15 protein-coding genes and 1 pseudogene are annotated in these 16,569 nt (G+C 63.7%); 12 read left to right on the forward strand and 4 right to left on the reverse strand.

Translation table 11 applies throughout. From position 1 onward, the window contains the following. Both NKH60_RS33320 and NKH60_RS33325 read right to left on the reverse strand, forming a co-directional pair. Positions 1–297: DUF5615 family PIN-like protein (locus NKH60_RS33320; protein ID WP_352874903.1), on the reverse strand; the 297-nt coding region annotated here is incomplete at its 3' end. Then, a complete protein-coding gene (locus NKH60_RS33325; protein ID WP_352509837.1) occupies positions 294–914 on the reverse strand; it encodes a DUF433 domain-containing protein in 621 nt (206 codons plus the stop codon). The genes NKH60_RS33320 and NKH60_RS33325, both read right to left, overlap by 4 nt. A gap of 185 nt (positions 915–1,099) precedes the next feature. Between NKH60_RS33325 and NKH60_RS33330 the strand changes: the two genes are divergently transcribed. Both NKH60_RS33330 and NKH60_RS33335 read left to right on the forward strand, forming a co-directional pair. Beyond that, positions 1,100–3,247, forward strand: a complete 2,148-nt coding sequence (locus tag NKH60_RS33330; RefSeq protein WP_352874904.1) for a ParB/RepB/Spo0J family partition protein — start codon at positions 1,100–1,102, stop codon at positions 3,245–3,247. Positions 3,248–3,364: 117 nt separating this feature from the next. Next, positions 3,365–3,751: a hypothetical protein gene (locus NKH60_RS33335; RefSeq protein ID WP_352509834.1), complete on the forward strand. Its 387-nt coding sequence runs from the start codon at positions 3,365–3,367 to the stop codon at positions 3,749–3,751. Positions 3,752–4,233: 482 nt separating this feature from the next. Here the strand turns inward: NKH60_RS33335 and NKH60_RS33340 are convergent, their stop codons facing one another. Further along, entirely contained in the window at positions 4,234–4,686 is a 453-nt protein-coding gene (locus NKH60_RS33340) for a hypothetical protein (RefSeq protein ID WP_352509833.1), read from the reverse strand. A 250-nt stretch (positions 4,687–4,936) separates the two neighbouring features. On the opposite strand from NKH60_RS33340, the gene NKH60_RS33345 reads away from it, so the two are divergent. After that, positions 4,937–5,620, forward strand: coding sequence for a transposase (locus tag NKH60_RS33345; protein ID WP_352509832.1), 684 nt, complete (start codon positions 4,937–4,939; stop codon positions 5,618–5,620). A 36-nt stretch (positions 5,621–5,656) separates the two neighbouring features. Here the strand turns inward: NKH60_RS33345 and NKH60_RS33350 are convergent, their stop codons facing one another. Next, the gene (locus tag NKH60_RS33350; protein ID WP_352785807.1) at positions 5,657–6,850 is read right to left on the reverse strand and encodes a DUF1173 domain-containing protein; all 1,194 of its coding nucleotides are present in this window, start codon (positions 6,848–6,850) and stop codon (positions 5,657–5,659) included. A 185-nt stretch (positions 6,851–7,035) separates the two neighbouring features. Between NKH60_RS33350 and NKH60_RS33355 the strand changes: the two genes are divergently transcribed. From NKH60_RS33355 to NKH60_RS33395, 9 genes and pseudogenes are all read left to right on the forward strand, one after another. Beyond that, positions 7,036–9,423, forward strand: a complete 2,388-nt coding sequence (locus NKH60_RS33355) for a strawberry notch-like NTP hydrolase domain-containing protein (RefSeq protein ID WP_352874906.1) — start codon at positions 7,036–7,038, stop codon at positions 9,421–9,423. After that, positions 9,318–11,597, forward strand: a pseudogene (locus tag NKH60_RS33360) (strawberry notch C-terminal domain-containing protein); the annotation flags it as partial. The gene NKH60_RS33355 and the pseudogene NKH60_RS33360, both read left to right, overlap by 106 nt. An 11-nt stretch (positions 11,598–11,608) precedes the next feature. Further along, positions 11,609–12,652 (forward strand): DUF7146 domain-containing protein, encoded by a 1,044-nt coding sequence (locus NKH60_RS33365; RefSeq protein WP_352785801.1) that lies wholly within the window; start codon positions 11,609–11,611, stop codon positions 12,650–12,652. Positions 12,653–12,899: 247 nt separating this feature from the next. Continuing rightward, on the forward strand, positions 12,900–13,841 hold the full coding sequence (locus NKH60_RS33370; RefSeq protein WP_352874907.1) for a DUF2493 domain-containing protein: 942 nt from the start codon (positions 12,900–12,902) through the stop codon (positions 13,839–13,841). A 61-nt stretch (positions 13,842–13,902) separates the two neighbouring features. Further along, entirely contained in the window at positions 13,903–14,163 is a 261-nt protein-coding gene (locus tag NKH60_RS33375) for a type II toxin-antitoxin system prevent-host-death family antitoxin (RefSeq protein ID WP_352785795.1), read from the forward strand. Continuing rightward, positions 14,153–14,572 (forward strand): hypothetical protein, encoded by a 420-nt coding sequence (locus tag NKH60_RS33380; protein WP_352785817.1) that lies wholly within the window; start codon positions 14,153–14,155, stop codon positions 14,570–14,572. The genes NKH60_RS33375 and NKH60_RS33380 overlap by 11 nt, the downstream gene beginning before the upstream one ends. A 292-nt stretch (positions 14,573–14,864) precedes the next feature. Next, a complete protein-coding gene (locus tag NKH60_RS33385) occupies positions 14,865–15,398 on the forward strand; it encodes a hypothetical protein (protein ID WP_352785792.1) in 534 nt (177 codons plus the stop codon). Between the two features lie 144 nt (positions 15,399–15,542). Further along, positions 15,543–15,809 carry a hypothetical protein gene (locus NKH60_RS33390; protein ID WP_352707514.1) on the forward strand — a complete coding sequence of 89 codons (267 nt, stop codon included), beginning with the start codon at positions 15,543–15,545 and terminating at the stop codon, positions 15,807–15,809. Between the two features lie 301 nt (positions 15,810–16,110). Further along, positions 16,111–16,434, forward strand: a complete 324-nt coding sequence (locus tag NKH60_RS33395; protein WP_352693587.1) for a DUF736 domain-containing protein — start codon at positions 16,111–16,113, stop codon at positions 16,432–16,434. The last annotated feature ends 135 nt before the right edge of the window (positions 16,435–16,569 follow it).

Genomic DNA, 16,569 nt, shown 5'->3' on the forward strand with positions numbered 1-16,569 from the left:
GAGCTCCGAAAGGGCGAGATGAAAGAGCCTGTGCTGGAGATCGAGGCTCATCAGGCCAGGGGCGGTGTTGAAGGCGACCAGCCCGACATGCAGCTCCTCGCGGCGATAGAGGCCGCGAAAGTCGGTCGTGTTGTGCGTGACGAGCACATAGCCGTCATCGACCGCGCGCCGGGTCACCATATGGTCCTTGGCGCCGGCGAGGCCCAGCCAGCGCACATGGCTCGACTCTGGAAAACCCCGTTCGCGCGCCAGTTTCGCAAGCTCTGGGCTCAGGCATTCGTCGATCAGGAATTTCACGAAACGGCCGGCAGATCGTCGAGACGGATTGTGCGTTTCGATTTCGCCGCCGTGCTGCGCCACGCCGGCTTGACCGGCGGACGGCCACGCCGCGGATAGGCGAGCGCATAGTCGGCCGCGAGCCTGATCCGGTCGAGAGTCAGTTGCGGATAGGCGGCACGGATCGTCTCGGGAGTATCGCCATTGGCGAGCATGTCGGCAACGTCATGAACAAGCACGCGTGTTCCCACAAAGGCCGGCTGACCGCTAAGTACCGCTGGATCGCGCGCCACCATGGCCTTGGCTTTCCTCAGCCGGCCGAGGCCGGTCCTTACCCCGGCGGTGATCGGCTTCAGGTCGACCTTAAGCGGATCGTCCGCGACCACGGGCGCAGCATCATCGGCAATGGCGTGCTCGACGATCCGCCGCCGCGCGGCCGGCGTCAGCGTCTCCGCCGTCAGCCAGGCGAGGCGTAGGCCGACGAGACCCGCTCCGATGATGACGCGGCTGCCGCGGCGTGTCTCGACACGGCCGCGTAGCAATCCGGCATCGATGATGCGATGCACCTGCTTAAGCGGCACCTGCGTTACCGCCGCCGCTTCATTGGCGGTGAGCACTTCGGTACTAAACCCCGGCATGACAATAATCCTTCCACGTTCATGGAAGATATATAGTCACTCTGCCGTCCGCAGTCTAGCGAAGGTTTGCGGCAGGCGGCCGGCGCCGGTGTGAGGCCTGGAGGCAGAGGGGGGGAGGGGAGGTTCCTGACGGGCTTGGAGGTTCGGGGAGAGGCCCCGGGCCGCCCGTCATGGAGAACCTGACCATGGCAAAGAACGCCATTCAGAAGATTGCGATGAACGCCGCGGAGAACATTCCCTATGACAAGCTCAGGCTGTCGCAGAAGAATGTCCGGCGCATCAAGGACGGCGTGTCTATCGAGCAGCTCGCCGAGGACATCGGGCGGCGAAAGCTCATCCAGAGCCTGAACGTCCGTCCGATGCTCGACGGCGAGGGCGAGGAGACCGGCACGTTTGAGGTGCCGGCCGGCGGCCGGCGCTATCTCGCGCTCGGTATCCTCATCAAGCAAAAGCGCCTGGCAAAGAACGAGCCGATCCCCTGCATCGTTAACCGCAGGCAGGAGACCTCGGCCGAAGAGGACTCGCTTGCTGAAAACCTGCGGCGCGCCGACCTGCACCCACTCGACCAGTTCCGAGCCTTCAAGACGCTCCGCGATCAGGGCCTCGATCCGGAGGAGATCGGCGCACGCTTCTTCGTATCGCCGGCGACGGTGAGGCAGCGCCTGCGATTGGCATCGGTGTCCCCGATGCTGCTCGACCTCTACGAGAAGGACGAAATCCGGCTCGAACAGATCATGGCGTTTTCGATCTCGGACGATCACGCGCGCCAGGAGCAGGTCTGGGAGCGGATTTCCAGCTCGCACATGCAGGAACCTTATTACATCAGGCGTCTGCTGACGGAGACCACGGTCCGGGCCGATGATCGCCGGGCCGTCTATGTCGGCGCCGAAGCCTATGAAGCAGCTGGCGGCGTCATCCTGCGCGATCTCTTCGAGCAGGACTCCGGTGGCTGGTTCCACGATGCGGCGCTCGTCGAGCAGCTTGTCTTCGACAGGCTGAAGGTGGATGCCGAGGCGATCCGCGCCGAAGGCTGGAAATGGGTCGAGGCGGCGATCAGCTTTCCCTACGGCCATACCTCCGGCATGCGGCGCATCTATGCCGAAGCGCAGGAACTGAGCGCCGAGGAGATCGAACGCTACGACGCGCTGAAGGCCGAATACGACAAGCTGGATGCGGACTATGCCAAGGCCGAGGACGCCGACGAGGCAATCGAGGCGAAGCTCGACCAGCTGGGCGCCGAGCTCGATGCGATCGATGATCGTCCTCAAAGCTACGATCCCGCCCAGAAGGACATTGCCGGTGTGTTCGTTACGCTTGCCGCGAACGGCGAGCTCCAGGTCGACGCCGGTTTCGTGCGGTCCGAGGACGAGCCGCGGACCGAGACCGGCGACGTCGAGGAGGGCGAGGAAGGGGGCGCCGAGGGCCAAACCCGATCCAGTGGCGACGATGGCGAAGGTGTTGTCGTCAACGGCGAGCCGGTGGGTGACGGCTCTGGCGACGACGGCGAGGACGATTGCATCAAGCCGCTGCCCGATCGGCTCGTCTTCGACCTGACCGCGCAGCGCACGCTGGCACTGCGCAACGCGCTCGCCGGTGACGTCGACATCGCCATCGTCGCCGCACTCCATGCCTTCGTCCTGCAGGTCTTCTATCGCTTCGCGCCGGACACGTGCCTGGAGATCAGCCTGAAGAGCGGCAGCTTCAGCCAGGTCGACGGTCTTGCCGAGACATCCTGGGCCAAGGAGATCGCCGAGCGGCACGAAGCCTGGGACCGCGATTTGCCCGATGAGGCGGAAGGCCTGTGGGACTTCCTGTTCGGCCTCGACGAAGCAAGCCGCAAGGCGCTGTTCGCGCATTGCGTCTCGCTGACCCTCAATGCGGTGGTCGAACCCTGGAACAGGCGACCGAAGGCGCTCCAGCATGCAGACCTGCTTGGACGTTCGCTCCAGTTTGACATGGTCGACGCCGGCTGGACGCCTACCGTTGAGTTCCTCGGGCGGCTCACCAAGGCGCGGATTCTACAGGCTGTCCGCGAAGCTCGTGGCGCAGACTCCGCGCAGCTGATCGACCACATGAAGAAGGACAGCATGGCGTGTGAGGCCGCCCGTCTTCTCGAAAGATCGAACTGGCTGCCCGAGCCGCTGCGCCTTGAGATTGATGAATTGGCTACCGATGCTGGCGACGCGGTCGCCGGCGACAGGTCGGACGAGGCGGCTATCGACGGCGATGCCGCCGAGCTGCCGGCCTTCCTCGCCGACGATGCGGATCCGTCCTCCGATGAGCCGGTGACCATCGACGGCGACGAAGCAGATCACCTCCAGGCCGCCGAATAATCGGCCTCCCGCTCGGCACGGGTCCGGCACCTCCACCGGACTCATTCATTTCCAACTCACTCTCAAGTCCGGGATCGCCATGGCGATCCCGGACGCTTTCGTTTCATGGAGATCCGCATGTTCGACTGGAAAAGAAGCTGTTCGTACGACGAGCAGCAGAAGAGACATTTCCACGCGACAGCCCGTTCACGGCTGAAGAAACTCGCCGTCGAACTTGCCCTGCCGCAGGGAAGCTTAGACCTGCGCTCAAACAAGGCGGGCATAGCCGTTTCCGGTGAAATTACCCTGCACCATGACCGCGCCTACATTCAGGTCGGCCAGTTCGGGCTGTCCTCAGGTCACGGCATCCTGATCAGGACCTGCACGGGGCGCAAGGACTATACCGGCGGGGCCAACCACTTCGTCGCACTCAGCATGCTCGAGGACATTCCGGCGCTCGCGGCGGCCGTCCGCGCCATCACTGGCGTCGGTCGTCAGAATCCGTCCCAATCCCACGCCGCATGACATCCCGCAACAGCCGCCAAAGCCAAGTCAACAGCCTGTCGGCCGGGAGCGACCCCGCCGGAGCCGGTGGGCCGAAGATCGCGGCAAACGCACGCTCATTAACGCCGGAAGGCATGATGCTGTCTTCAAGGTGCTCGATGATCTGTCGGATCTCGAGATCGACGAGTTCCTGTCCAAAGTGCGATTGCGTCAGAGCTGACGAAGGAAGGCGACGATGGGCACCTATAAGAACCGCGCCTCGGCGGCGAAACGTCTCCTCACGGTGACTGACCTTGGCTCAGTGGATGCACCCGTGTACGGCGCATCCTCAAGCTGTTGAGCCAAACATCGACGAGGTCTTCGTGGTCAAGAAAGCCACGCTCCAGGGTCGGACCTCTATCCGCAACACCAGCCTGCATCCCGGTATCCAACATGCGAGTCCGTATGGCCAACTGCCAGGAGGATATAAGCATCCGGCCCTCAGCAAAACTTCAGGTCAGTGCCTACCATGCGGGAGGTACCCGGCATTGCGTAAAGCGCCGATGAACAGGCAGGCCGGGCCGGCGATACTCGTCTTGGCCTGCATCGGTAGCGGAAGGGTGTTCCAGTCCTCCAAGGGAGCGATAAAGCTGGAGAAAGTGCCATTGACCATGCAATGGCTGGTCAACAAGCCTTGCTTGTCCCAGCACCAGAACGCCTGTCTGATCGCTAGGATAGCGGATGGCGGCGACCCGCTGAAGTTCCATGTCGCCATCGATTCGCAAATTGAAAAGCAGTACGCCGTGGCTTCGGTTGGCGATTTCTGAGACTTTTTCCGTGAAAGGTACAGTAAGCGCACGAACGCTTTCGACTGCCATCCCGAAAACAAGCGCGTCCAGCTCATCCGCCGCCATGAGAAGATTAGTTCCCAAGAAAATTTGGATTGCAATCGCTCCAGCCGGATTGTGCACAGTCATCGCGCGCCGCTGGCTAGACGCCTGAGCATCGCGTGTATGGATGCAGCTCTGAAGATCCACCTCTCAGTAGGCATGTTTGCCCCCGCTGATTGAGCCGGTCGCCTAAGCTAAGGCCCATGACACATCGCTTGCTCGTTGCGTCGCTTCTCCGATAAAGCACGGCGAGAGCGACAGATACCTTCGCGTCGGATACTCGCAAAAACGAACAGCGACTTGGCTTGCAAGTCGTCCTCACATCAAGGAACAGACTATGAAGCGCCAGATCCGGCCATTTGTTGTGGAAGTGAAACAGAAGCACGGCAAGCAAAAGTCAAGCCATTCGATCTGGGGTGGTCTCGACCTGTCCAAAATTGTCACGGAAATGACGCAGCCGGCTGACGGTGCTCAGTTGCCAAATTCAGAGGTCATTGACTTCAGTATAAGAGCCATTGATGCTGAAGGAGGGGATAAACCAAAAGCGGAGCATATCATGGCCGATTTTCAGGACGCTCAGACTGTTCAGACGACAGTAGCGCCAGCCAAAGTGGAAGTGCCTGAATCCAAGAAGAAAATTCCGCGAGCAAAGAAAGCGAAGGCAGAGCTCGCAAAGCCGGCCCGGAGGAACGGGGCGAAGCCAGCGCCCCAGGCCGCTGAATCTCCGTTAGCAGTCAAGACCACCCGCAAGACATATTCCGAGAAGGAACGCGCCCAGAAGCTTGACCAGATCGAGAAATCGATCGCTGGCGGCGCGACCAGCAAGATTGCGGTCGGCCAGGCCGGCATATCCGAGCAGACCTACTATTATTGGAAAAGAGCTGCCGCACCTTCTTCAGAAAGTGGTGATCTCCGCGATCTTGTCGCACTCGAAGAAGAAAACAAGCGCCTCAAGAACCTGCTTGCCGACCGTCTGCGCAAGGAAAATGCCGAGCTCAAGAAAAAGCTGGGCCTGGCCTAAGGCATACTGAAGCATCGACGGAAATTCCGCCGACGCTCAGAGCGGTAGCGGCGGCATATCGCCTTCGCCGACACGCCACACCCAGGAGCCGATCTCCGGACGCGTGGCGATCATTTCGTCGAGCGACGCCTCGAACGCTTCGTCCGCACCGGCCGGAACGACAAAGAGCGCTATCGGCTCGTCCCTGTTCTGAAGCAATGCGTTGGCGATCGGCTGGTCGGGTTGCAGGTCAAAGCGCAATCCCTTCACGCTCTTCTCACGAACGCGGGCGAGCCCATCGACGAGCCTTTTCTCCGGGACCGTCTCGTAGGGAATCCAGTTTTCGGACACCACCATCAACGCGACCTCCTCGACAATGGCGAGGCCGGCCGGGTTCAGTCCGAACGTCGCGATCGTCATGAGATGCGAGCTGGAATCCGCTGCCCACAACGACAATTCTTTCTCAAATCGCACCTGCAAGCGGCGATGCAATGCATCTTCGATCATGAAGGGAAAACCGGGCAAATGCCTGATGACGAGTTTCTGACCGGAGCGGGCGGGCACGATCTCCTTCACCTCGCCGACCAGGACGAGCAACTTTCGGGGACCGGATTTCGGCGGGAGCGCCGTGCCGAGAACCGCGTTGCGACGCTGTTCGATGGCTTCCTTGTTCTCGGCGCGAAACGGCTCGGGCACGAACAGGATATCCGCGAGCGGTCCGCCCCTCACCGTCATTTGCCCGGCAGCCTCGAGCAGATGCCAGCGGACATTCCACCAATGTCGCTTGCCGGCCCATCGGGATGTCCAGACCGTCAGTTCGGCCTCGTGCCAGAGATAATGAAGCAGGCCACGCAGCGACATCCCCCTGGGATCGGCGGTTACGCTGGCGGAACTTTGCCCCGCAGGCACGGACGCTGCCCGGCTCCCCGTCTTGGACAGGCTGAAGTCCAATTTGAGGGCCGCCATGCCGCTTTGCGGATCGAGCTTTATCGCGCTGCCCATCAAGGCGCCCAGACCGGACAGTTCGTAAGGTGATTCATAGGAATCACAGGATGGATCATGTCCGCCGCCGCTCAGCGGCATGCGCTTGATCAGGTGAAGGTCGCCGATGCGGGCGATATACATCGGGCAGCCTGGCTCGCGGCACAGGCACAGCGGACGCTCGGTGCGGGCATAGGCGCTCGCCAACGCCGCCTGCAGGTCAGGCGCTGCCCCCTCGTAAACCTCACTGCCAATTCTGAACCGTCGCATCACCTCCGCCGCTCCAGGTCGCCGCCGCATCCCTGTGCGCGCATTCAAGTCATGGCTTTGCGCAGAGCGCAACCCATTTGGTGCATCGGCGCCAGAGGCAGAGGGGAGCCGGGAGGAATGCGGCCCGGCTGGCGCGCAGAGAGTGTCGGCGCGGGCGCCTCTCCCCTCTCGCGAAGGACATCTCCATGAACATCGTTTCGACCACAGCTGCCGCTCCCCTCGACGCGCCGAGGCACGTCCCCATCAACAACGCCCAGGCGATCTATCAGGCGGCAATGCGGCTTCTGCCGTTCCTCGAGCAGGGCAAGTCTGTCACCACTGCGGAACTGCGCACCACCATGACGACAAGTTTTGGCGGCAGCGATGCGCAAGGGTTCTGGGTCTGGAAAGACGCCTATGAGGCGCTCGAAACCGCCCAGGTGCTGTTTCTGCGCCGGTTCGGAGCAGCGATCCTGTCCCGGTCCACCACGCCGCAGGCGACGCTGGCGATGATGAAGCGCATCGCCGAACTTCTTCCCACTCATACGCGACGGTCCGACGAGAGCCAGGCCATGCAGCAGCTCTCCACGCCCTTGCCGCTGGCCTTCGTCACGGCGCACGCCGCGGCGATCTCATCTTGCGACCTCGTTCTCGAACCCTCGGCCGGCACCGGTCTGCTCGCCGTCCATGCCGAGATGGCGCGCGCCTCGATCGCTCTCAACGAGCTTTCAGCGACACGCGCCGATCTCCTCGGCCTTCTGTTCCCGCGCGTTCCCGTCTCGCGGCACGACGCCGCCCATATCGACGATCATCTCGACGCGGCCATGGAGCCGTCCGTCGTGCTGATGAATCCACCCTTCAGCGTCGGCGCATATGTCGACGGCCATGTCGCCGATGCCGCATGGCGGCACCTCTCTTCCGCATTCGCACGCCTGCTTCCGGGCGGACGCCTCGTTGCCGTCACCGGCTCCGGGCTGTCTCCCGAAAACTCCAAATGGCGGCCGGCCTTCGAACGGTTGCAGCAGCAGGGCACCACCGTCTTCACCGCAGCGATCGACGGCCGTGTCTACGCCCGCCATGGGACGACGGCTGAGACCCGCTTGACCATCATCGACAAAGTTCCTGCTAACGACCCAACCAGCTTCTCCGGCTCGCCGGGCAAGGCCACGGATGTCGAAACGCTGCTCTCCTGGATCACGGATCTGCCGCCCCGGACACCGGGCGGCTTTCCGAACTCGACCGGTACATTGTCCAACGGCATCGTGCGCAATGCCGCCATGCACATTGCCCAATCGGGAGCGAGAGCCGCACCCCTCGGTGCCTCAACGGCTGCTCCGAAGGCCATCCAATCGGTCCGCCCGACTGCGCGGGCGAAGCCCGCCCGCCAGGTCATGGCAAACAGCACGCCGGCTGTCCCCCTCGCCTATGAGCTGCGCGACTGGATGCCGGAGGAGGGCGGCCGGCTCACCGACACGATCTACGAACCCTATGCGCTCCAGTCGATTGACATTCCCCGCGCGAAACCGCATCCGACGTCGCTCGTGCAGTCGGCCGCAATGGCCGCCGTCGCGCCGCCAAAGCCTTCCTATCGGCCGCTTCTTCCTGATGCGATCATCGACGAGGGCCTGCTGTCAGACGCCCAACTCGAAAGCGTCATCTATGCCGGCGAAGCCCATTGCGGCCATCTCACCGGCGCCTGGACTGTTGACGAGACCTGCGATGTCGTCTCCGCCGCGCCAGAAGGTGCTGAGAACGCGGTCCGCTTCCGCCGCGGATGGTTTTTGGGTGACGGAACCGGCTGCGGCAAGGGACGGCAGGTCGCCGGCATCATCCTCGACAATTGGCTACAGGGCCGCCGCCGTGCGATCTGGATTTCCAAGTCGGACAAATTGCTGGAAGACGCCCAGCGCGATTGGGCAGCACTCGGCCAGGAAAAACTTCTCGTGCAGCCACTCTCGCGCTATCGGCAGGGCACGCCGATCCGCCTTGCCGAGGGCATCCTGTTCACGACCTACGCGACCCTGCGCTCGCAAGAGCGGGAGGGCAAGAAATCCCGGATCGCCCAGATACTCGACTGGGTCGGCCAAGAGGCCAGGAGGGACGAAGGCCCGACGGGGAACAGAGGAAACTTGGCGGGGAGGCCCGAAAGCCAGACAGGGATTAAAGAAAGCCAGACAGGGATTGGAGAAAACCCGTCGGGGGCGAAAAAATCTTTCGATGGCGTCATCGTCTTTGACGAGGCCCACGCCATGGCTAACGCCGCTGGCGGCAAAAGTGAGCGTGGCGACGTCGCGCCCTCGCAACAGGGCAGGGCGGGACTGCGGCTGCAGCACGCGCTGCCCGATGCCCGCATTGTCTACGTCTCCGCGACCGGTGCGACCGCCGTCGAGAACCTCGCCTATGCGCAACGTCTCGGCATCTGGGGCAGCGAGGATTTCCATTCGCCAACCGTGCCGAATTCGTCGCCGCGATCGAGGACGGCGGTGTCGCGGCGATGGAAGTGCTCGCCCGCGATCTCAAGTCGCTCGGCCTCTATACAGCGCGTTCGCTTTCCTATGACGGTGTCGAATACGACCTGCTCGAGCACGCGCTGACCGAGGAGCAGATCCGCATCTACAACGCCTATGCCGACGCCTTCCAGGTCATTCACAACAACCTGACCGCCGCACTCGAGGCGACCAACATCACCAGCGAGTCCGGCACGCTGAACCGCAACGCAAAATCGGCGGCGCGCTCGGCCTTTGAAAGTACCAAGCAACGTTTTTTCTCGCATTTGATCACCTCGATGATGACGCCGACTCTGATCGGCGCGATTGAGCAGGATCGGCTCGAAGGTCATTCGGCAGTCGTGCAGATCGTTTCGACCGGCGAGGCGCTGATGGAACGACGCCTTGCCGAGATCCCGACCGAGGAATGGTCGGACCTGCATGTCGACGTCACGCCGCGGGAGTATGTCGGCGGGTACTTGATGCATTCCTTCCCCATCCAGCTGTTCGAGGAATACTCGGACGCCGAAGGCAATGTGTATTCGCGGCCTGTGCACGACGAAGATGGCAACCCGGTCCAGTGCCGCGAGGCAGTTCGGCGGCGCGACGAGATGGTCGAGCGGCTTGCGTCGTTGCCGCCGGTCGGCAGTGCCCTTGACCAGATCATCCATCACTTTGGCACCGACACGGTTGCCGAGGTGACCGGCCGCTCGCGCCGCATCGTCAAGAAATCCGGCCGCGACCGTATCGACCGGCTGGCCGTGGAAAACCGCCCCGGCTCGGCCAATCTGGCCGAGACCCAGAGTTTCATGGATGACGATAAGCGCGTTCTGGTCTTCTCCGACGCCGGCGGCACTGGCCGCTCCTACCACGCTGATCTCGGTGTCAGGAACCAGAGGCTGCGCAAGCACTATCTGCTCGAGGCCGGCTGGCGCGCCGACAACGCCATCCAGGGTCTCGGTCGGACCCATCGCACAAATCAGAAGCAACCGCCGCTGTTCCGGCCCATGGCCGCCAATGTAAAGGCCGGCAAGCGCTTCCTGTCGACGATCGCACGCCGGCTCGACACGCTGGGCGCGATCACGCGCGGTCAGCGCCAGACCGGCGGGGCAGGGCTGTTCCGTGCCGAAGACAATCTCGAAAGCGCCTACGCCCGAGCGGCGCTGCGGCAGTTCTATCATCTGCTGCACCAGGGCAAGATCGAGGGCTGCTCGCTCACGACCTTCGAGACGGTGACCGGGCTGTCGCTGACGAGTGACGACGGCGGATTGCGGGACGAGCTGCCGCCAATCACGACCTGGCTCAATCGCCTGCTGGCGTTGCGCATCGAAACCCAGAACCTGCTGTTCGAGGTGTTCGAGCAACTGATGGCAGCAAAGATCGAAGGCGCCATCGCCGCCGGCAATTATGACAAGGGTCTGGAGACGATCACGGCGGAGAGCATCGTCGTCACTGATCGTAGGACCGTCTATACCCATCCGGTCTCCGGCGCCCAGTCGCACGTGCTCACCGTCGCGCGCAAGGACCGCATCCGGCCGCTCGGGCTGGTCGACGCGCTGGCCATCGTCCGGGCGGAGCCCCAATCGGTTCTGCTGGTGAACGCCCGGTCCAGCCGTGCGGCGATCCGGCTGCCGACGGCGAGCTTGATGCTCGACGACGGCACGATAGAACACCGCGTGCGGCTGCTGCGGCCGACCGACGAGCTGCGCTTCGGTCTCGACGCCCTTGCCGAAACCCACTGGCAGCCGACCGACCGAAACCTGTTCCGCGAGCTTTGGCAGGCAGAAATCGACGCCGTCCCGGAGTTCACCACCAGCACTTTCCACATCGTGACGGGTCTGCTGTTGCCGATCTGGCGGCGGTTGCCAGACCATGATTGTCAGGTCTACCGGATCCAGACCGATGCCGGCGAACGCATCATCGGGCGTCACATCGCCCCGACGCTTGTCGCCACCATGTTCCGCAATCTGGGGCTCGACGATGTACCCAAGCTCGCGCCGGAAGATGCCTGGACCGGGCTTGTCGACGGACGGATCGGACTGCAACTCGCCGATGGCCTGATTCTGCGCCGCGGCCGCGTCATGAACGACTACCGTGTCGAATTGATCGGCTTCACCGACGCCATGGTTCCGCGGCTGAAGGCGCTGGGGCTGATCTCCGAGATCATCTCCTGGAAGCTCCGGCTGTTCATCCCAACGTCCGCGCAAGGGTCTGCCATCCTCGCCGCGCTCCTCGACCGCCATACGCTGGTTGGCGTCACCGACCGCACCTCGGCGGCTTGAGGGAGCTGATGATGACCGGCTCGGCCTCAGAGCTGGCACGCCGCCTTGGCGATCATGCCGAGGCGGTGTGCCGCGAATATCTCTCCAACGGCCATCGCTCCGGCAATTACTGGATGGTCGGCGATGTCCGCAACACGCGCGGCCGTTCCATGCATGTGCGGCTGAAAGCCAACGCGAAAGGCCCGGCGGGTAGGTGGGTCGACGAGGCGACGTCTGAGTTTGGCGATCTGCTCGATGTCATCCGAGAAAGCTGCGGTCTTGTTGATTTCCGTGACGTCGCGGATGAAGCGCGTCGCTTCCTCTCCGTGCCGCTGCCACCGCCCCACGCTCCTGGCGCGCAACGCCAGCCTGCCGCGGCACCCGGCTCGCCTGACGCGGCGCGTCGCCTGTTCGCCATGTCGCAGCCGATCGCCGGCACGTTGGCCGAACGATACCTCGCCGGCCGCGGCATCCTGCTTTCCGCGCATGAGCGTGCCGTGCGCTTCCATCCCGGCTGCTACTGCAGGGATCTCGTGACGGGCGAGACGCAGACCCTGCCTGCGCTCATTGCCGCTGTCACCAGCCTCGACGGGCGTATCACCGGCCTACAACGCACCTGGCTTGATCCTTCGGGTCAGGGCAAGGCGCAACTCGCGGATCCACGCCGTTCGCTGGGGAATCTCCTTGGCAACGGCATCTGGCTTGGCCACCAGCCCGGTGCGCCCGTCTCGGTCATGGCCGCCGGCGAGGGGTTCGAGACGATGGCGTCGCTTAAGGTGGTGATGCCGGCGCTGCCGGTTGCCGCCGCCACTTCGGCCAATCACCTCGCCGGCCTGACCTTCCCGCTTGGCTGCCGTCGCCTCTATATCGCGGCCGATGCCGATGCCGCCGGCCGGCACGGCATCGAGCGTCTCAGCCAGCGAGCCGGCCAAGCCGGGATCCTCGCCCTGGTGTTGCGGCCGCAGCTCGGCGATTTCAACGACGACCTGCGTCATCTCGGCCCGGCCCATCTCGCAGCATGGCTCAGTGACCAGCTCGTCCCGGAGGATGCCCGTCTCTTCCTGCCGCCCGGATGAATGGGTCGGGCCGGCACGCGGGCCGGCGCGGCGTCGCCGGACAGCCTGCAGACATGGCGGCGGTCCACCGGAGAAGCCGCGCCCGCGGCCTGCCTGAGAGGCGACCCCTGCCACCCCCCGGTCACGGCCGCAACGGCTGCGCCGTCCTCCGCTCGCGCTCCGGCCTTCGGTGCGGCCGCGCCCGGCGCGCGGCCGGGATGCGCTGTCAGGCCGCGATAGGCGCGGCCATAACCGACGGAGACACGCCATGACCTACGAGCTTCCTCTCGACGACGCCTACGAGCCCTACCACGCCTCCTCGCCGACCGACCGCGTCATCCTCGAACTGCAGATGTACGGCCATCGCCCGCATCAGGACGAACCTGATCCTCGGCCACTTCCCGACGACGAAGTGATCCGGGCCGGCCTCGCCGGGATCGTCGAGACCTTCGCCGGCATGCTTGGCGACACCAGGCTCGAACCCGATCTCGACGACCTGCTCTGGTCCTTCGCAAACGTCTTCCACCGTGCCGCCGAGCGCGTCGCCCGCAGCCTCGACCGCAACGAGGAGGCGCAGCGCTCGAGTCAGCAGGAGCAGGACGGATCGGAGGTAAAGTCCGTCGAGCTGGAGCGGCTGACCGCGGAAGGCATCAGCTATATCGAGCGCCGCAATGTGCTCGAAATCATGCGCGATGAGACCGCCGACCTATACGAGGCGCAGACCGGATCGGCATGGCGGCCGCGCACCGGCTCCAAGGTCAGCCACCAGGCGATGACAGCGGCGGTGATCGACTCCAGAGATTTCCTCGCCGCCCGCCGCCACGCCGAAACCGAGGTGCTCGTCCCGGCCGGCACCAAGATCGCCTTCGCCGGCGGCCTCGACTGCAACGATCACGACCGGATCTGGGAGGCGCTCGACAAGGCCCGCGACAAGCATCCCGACATGGTTCTGCTCCACGGCGGCAGCCCGCGCGGCGCTGAGCGTATTGCCGCCTGCTGGGCCGAGAACCGCAAGGTCACCCAGATCGCCTTCAAGCCGGATTGGACCCGGCACGCCAAGGCGGCTCCGTTCCGCCGCAACGACCAGCTTCTCTCGGTGGTGCCTTACGGCCTGATCGTATTTCCCGGCTCCGGCATTACCGAGAACCTTGCCGACAAGGCGCGTCGGCTAGGCATCCCCGTCTGGCGGTTCGCGGAAGGCGGCGCGTGAGCGCCGTTTTCTTGCAAATCCAGACAATCCAGATAATATGGAGATCGATAAGGAGGCCAGCATGCGCCAGTTCACGACCGGAGATCTCAACAAGCAGGTTGGCGACGTCACCGACGTTGCCAGCCGCGAACCCGTTATTCTCACCAAGCACCGGAAACCCCGGTTCGTGCTGATGAGCTACGAGCACTACGAACGGATGCGCATCGGCGGCGATCCCCGCCGCGCATACCATGTCTCCGAGATGCCGGAGGAACATACGGAACTCTTCGCCGCCGAGATCGATCGATTGGCGCGCGGGGAAGGATACGATGATGATCGGTAGATTTCTGCCTGGTCAGGTGATCTCCTACCCGTATCTTTGGGCATGGCAACACGAGCGCGGCGAAACGGAAGGCCGCAAGAGCCGGCCGACCTGCGTGGTCATCGCTGTCCGCGGCGCAAGAGATGGCCTGACCCATCTCGCGCTCCTGGCGATAACCACCCAGCCACCGACCAGCGATCGGGTCGGTTTGGAAGTCTCCGCTATCGAGTGCCGCCGCGCCGGTCTGACCGATCTCAAACGCTGCTGGATCGTGGTTGACGAATACAACTACGATATTGCCGAACGCTCCTGGTACATCGAATCCGACGGTAAGCCCCTCGGTCGTTTCAGCAAGGCGTTCATGATGAAGATCGCAGGCGCCTTTATCGAAGCGCGCAGCGAGGGCCGCCGCGTCAGCCGTCTGGATTGACGTTCTCTTTTCGCGGCCATGCGCTCGATCCAGGACGTGAGCCTCTGGCTGGCCGACAAAGACCACTAGCTCCAAGCGCGAAGCGCCACTAGCCAGATGCGCGTAGCGCCTCCGGCAGCGGCAGGGTCCGGGCGCGCCGGCCTACGGCCGGCCGGGCTCTAGTCGCGGCGCCTCGCCGCTCCCCGAGCCGGCTTTCGCCGTCTCGGCCTTCGGGTGACGATCCCTCTCGCAGGGGCGAGGGAGAGGGCGGCCGGCGCGGGGCGGGGGGCGCTAGAGAGAAGGGAAAGTCACGATGTCGATGATATTCATAGGTGGATCACGCGAGATATTCGAGCTGCCGGAACCTGCCATCGCTCGCATCGGCGCGATCGTCGCTGCAGAGCACGGCGTGCTGATTGGCGACGCGTCTGGGGCCGATGCCGAGGCGCAGGGCCTGCTCGCTGGCTACGGCTACGAACATGTCGGGGTCTTCCATGCGGGCAAGGAACCTCGCAACAATCTGGGCGACTGGGCTGCCTACCATGTCCCGTCTCCTGAAGGCGCTCACGGGTATTGGTTCCACGCTGCCAAAGACCGGGAGATGGCGCGGCGCGCCGACTTTGGCATGATGATCTGGGATGGCGCATCACCCGGGACGGCCGTCAACGTGCTTCGGCTCGCCATCGCGAAGAAGCCGTGCGTCATTTACGATCTGGCCAGGGGCAGCATGGCGACGACGTACAATGTGGAAGACTGGTGCGCCATGCTCCGCCATGTCGGTCCGGACATTCGCCGCCAAGCCGAAGCCCGCATGACGCCGGACGAGCGTCGGGCGTTGCCAAGATGATGTACGGGCGGTCCCCCTGACAGCCCGGCGGGTTCAATCAGATATGTTGATCCGGCTCCTCGCCGCCTAATCCACTTGTATGTGCGGACGGAGCCGGCCCCTTTCGAAACCGGTCCACGCGCAGAGCCGCGGGGCGTTGTGCGGATGATCATCTTGACGCTTCTCGCCTTTGAAGCGGGTGCAGGCGTGCCGAACAACATGCTGGCTTGCCGGATCATCCAACCTGACTGCGCGGTATCATCCCCCGAGGGGCGTGAAGGCCGCTGCCAGCCGGCCCCGATCTCGAAACCGCTCTGCCGCAATACCGAACATGCCAAGCGGTTCACGCGCCGGGCTGCTGTTCGATGGGTTGGCGATGTCGACGACATGACCCGAGAGGCTGCAGCATGTTCCAGCGATCCGGCAGCGTAGAGTCGGCCAAGCGATGGCGGCCTGAGTTCTTCTCCTTCGCTCGCATCCGGGGCCATTCCCGTTTCATGTCGCCTTTGTAGACGACCGCCTGCTTTGTGCGGTCAACCCCCGTTGGGGGTACACTCGGCGAAAATTCTGGAAAATTCGATTTCTGTTTTTGTCCGCGGACAGGCGAAGGGCCTGCCCGCTATTTTTCGGCAAATAGAATTTTCCAGAATTTTCGCCGAGATGACCGCAGCAGGACGGCCCTCTCCTTTGGCGCCATCGGGAATGGTCCCGATGCAACCGAAGGAGAACTACCATGGCCACCACGATCGCAAACCTCACCACCAAGTCCGACGGCTCGATGGAAGGCGTCTTTGCCACGCTCCGGGTCAATGCCCCGATCACCCTCATCCCGAACACCAACAAGTCGCGCGAGGACGCGCCGGACTACCGGATCGTCAACAAGCGCACGGGCTTCGAGATCGGAGCCGGCTGGCACCGCACCTCCCAACGTTCGGGCGAGGAGTACCTCTCGGTCAAGCTGGAAGCCCCCGAGATCGGCGTGATCTTCGGCAATCTCGCTCCCGCCCCGGGTGGCGAGGAAAACAAGAAGGTCATCCTCTGGAACAACCCCCAGTGACATCGGCGGGGGGGGGCCCCGGCGGGGGGCGGCCCCCCCCCCCCAACAAGGGGGGTGAAAGAGGGACGAGGAAGTCGAGTATTAAGAAAGAATCAAAGCGCCGCAGGCGGAAGTTATATGTTTAGGGGTGGGGGG

This window comes from Mesorhizobium sp. M1006 (assembly GCF_040318825.1).
In the GTDB taxonomy this organism is placed as follows: domain Bacteria; phylum Pseudomonadota; class Alphaproteobacteria; order Rhizobiales; family Rhizobiaceae; genus Mesorhizobium.

Excerpts from the sequence above, each read along its gene's own strand:
- NKH60_RS33325 (WP_352509837.1), bottom strand. The coding sequence starts at position 914 with ATGCCGGGGTTTAGTACCGAAGTGCTCACCGCCAATGAAGCGGCGGCG.
- NKH60_RS33330 (WP_352874904.1), top strand. The coding sequence starts at position 1,100 with ATGGCAAAGAACGCCATTCAGAAGATTGCGATGAACGCCGCGGAGAAC.
- NKH60_RS33335 (WP_352509834.1), top strand. The coding sequence starts at position 3,365 with ATGTTCGACTGGAAAAGAAGCTGTTCGTACGACGAGCAGCAGAAGAGA.
- NKH60_RS33340 (WP_352509833.1), bottom strand. The coding sequence starts at position 4,686 with ATGACTGTGCACAATCCGGCTGGAGCGATTGCAATCCAAATTTTCTTG.
- NKH60_RS33345 (WP_352509832.1), top strand. The coding sequence starts at position 4,937 with ATGAAGCGCCAGATCCGGCCATTTGTTGTGGAAGTGAAACAGAAGCAC.
- NKH60_RS33350 (WP_352785807.1), bottom strand. The coding sequence starts at position 6,850 with ATGCGACGGTTCAGAATTGGCAGTGAGGTTTACGAGGGGGCAGCGCCT.
- NKH60_RS33355 (WP_352874906.1), top strand. The coding sequence starts at position 7,036 with ATGAACATCGTTTCGACCACAGCTGCCGCTCCCCTCGACGCGCCGAGG.
- NKH60_RS33365 (WP_352785801.1), top strand. The coding sequence starts at position 11,609 with ATGACCGGCTCGGCCTCAGAGCTGGCACGCCGCCTTGGCGATCATGCC.
- NKH60_RS33370 (WP_352874907.1), top strand. The coding sequence starts at position 12,900 with ATGACCTACGAGCTTCCTCTCGACGACGCCTACGAGCCCTACCACGCC.
- NKH60_RS33375 (WP_352785795.1), top strand. The coding sequence starts at position 13,903 with ATGCGCCAGTTCACGACCGGAGATCTCAACAAGCAGGTTGGCGACGTC.
- NKH60_RS33380 (WP_352785817.1), top strand. The coding sequence starts at position 14,153 with ATGATCGGTAGATTTCTGCCTGGTCAGGTGATCTCCTACCCGTATCTT.
- NKH60_RS33385 (WP_352785792.1), top strand. The coding sequence starts at position 14,865 with ATGTCGATGATATTCATAGGTGGATCACGCGAGATATTCGAGCTGCCG.
- NKH60_RS33390 (WP_352707514.1), top strand. The coding sequence starts at position 15,543 with ATGATCATCTTGACGCTTCTCGCCTTTGAAGCGGGTGCAGGCGTGCCG.
- NKH60_RS33395 (WP_352693587.1), top strand. The coding sequence starts at position 16,111 with ATGGCCACCACGATCGCAAACCTCACCACCAAGTCCGACGGCTCGATG.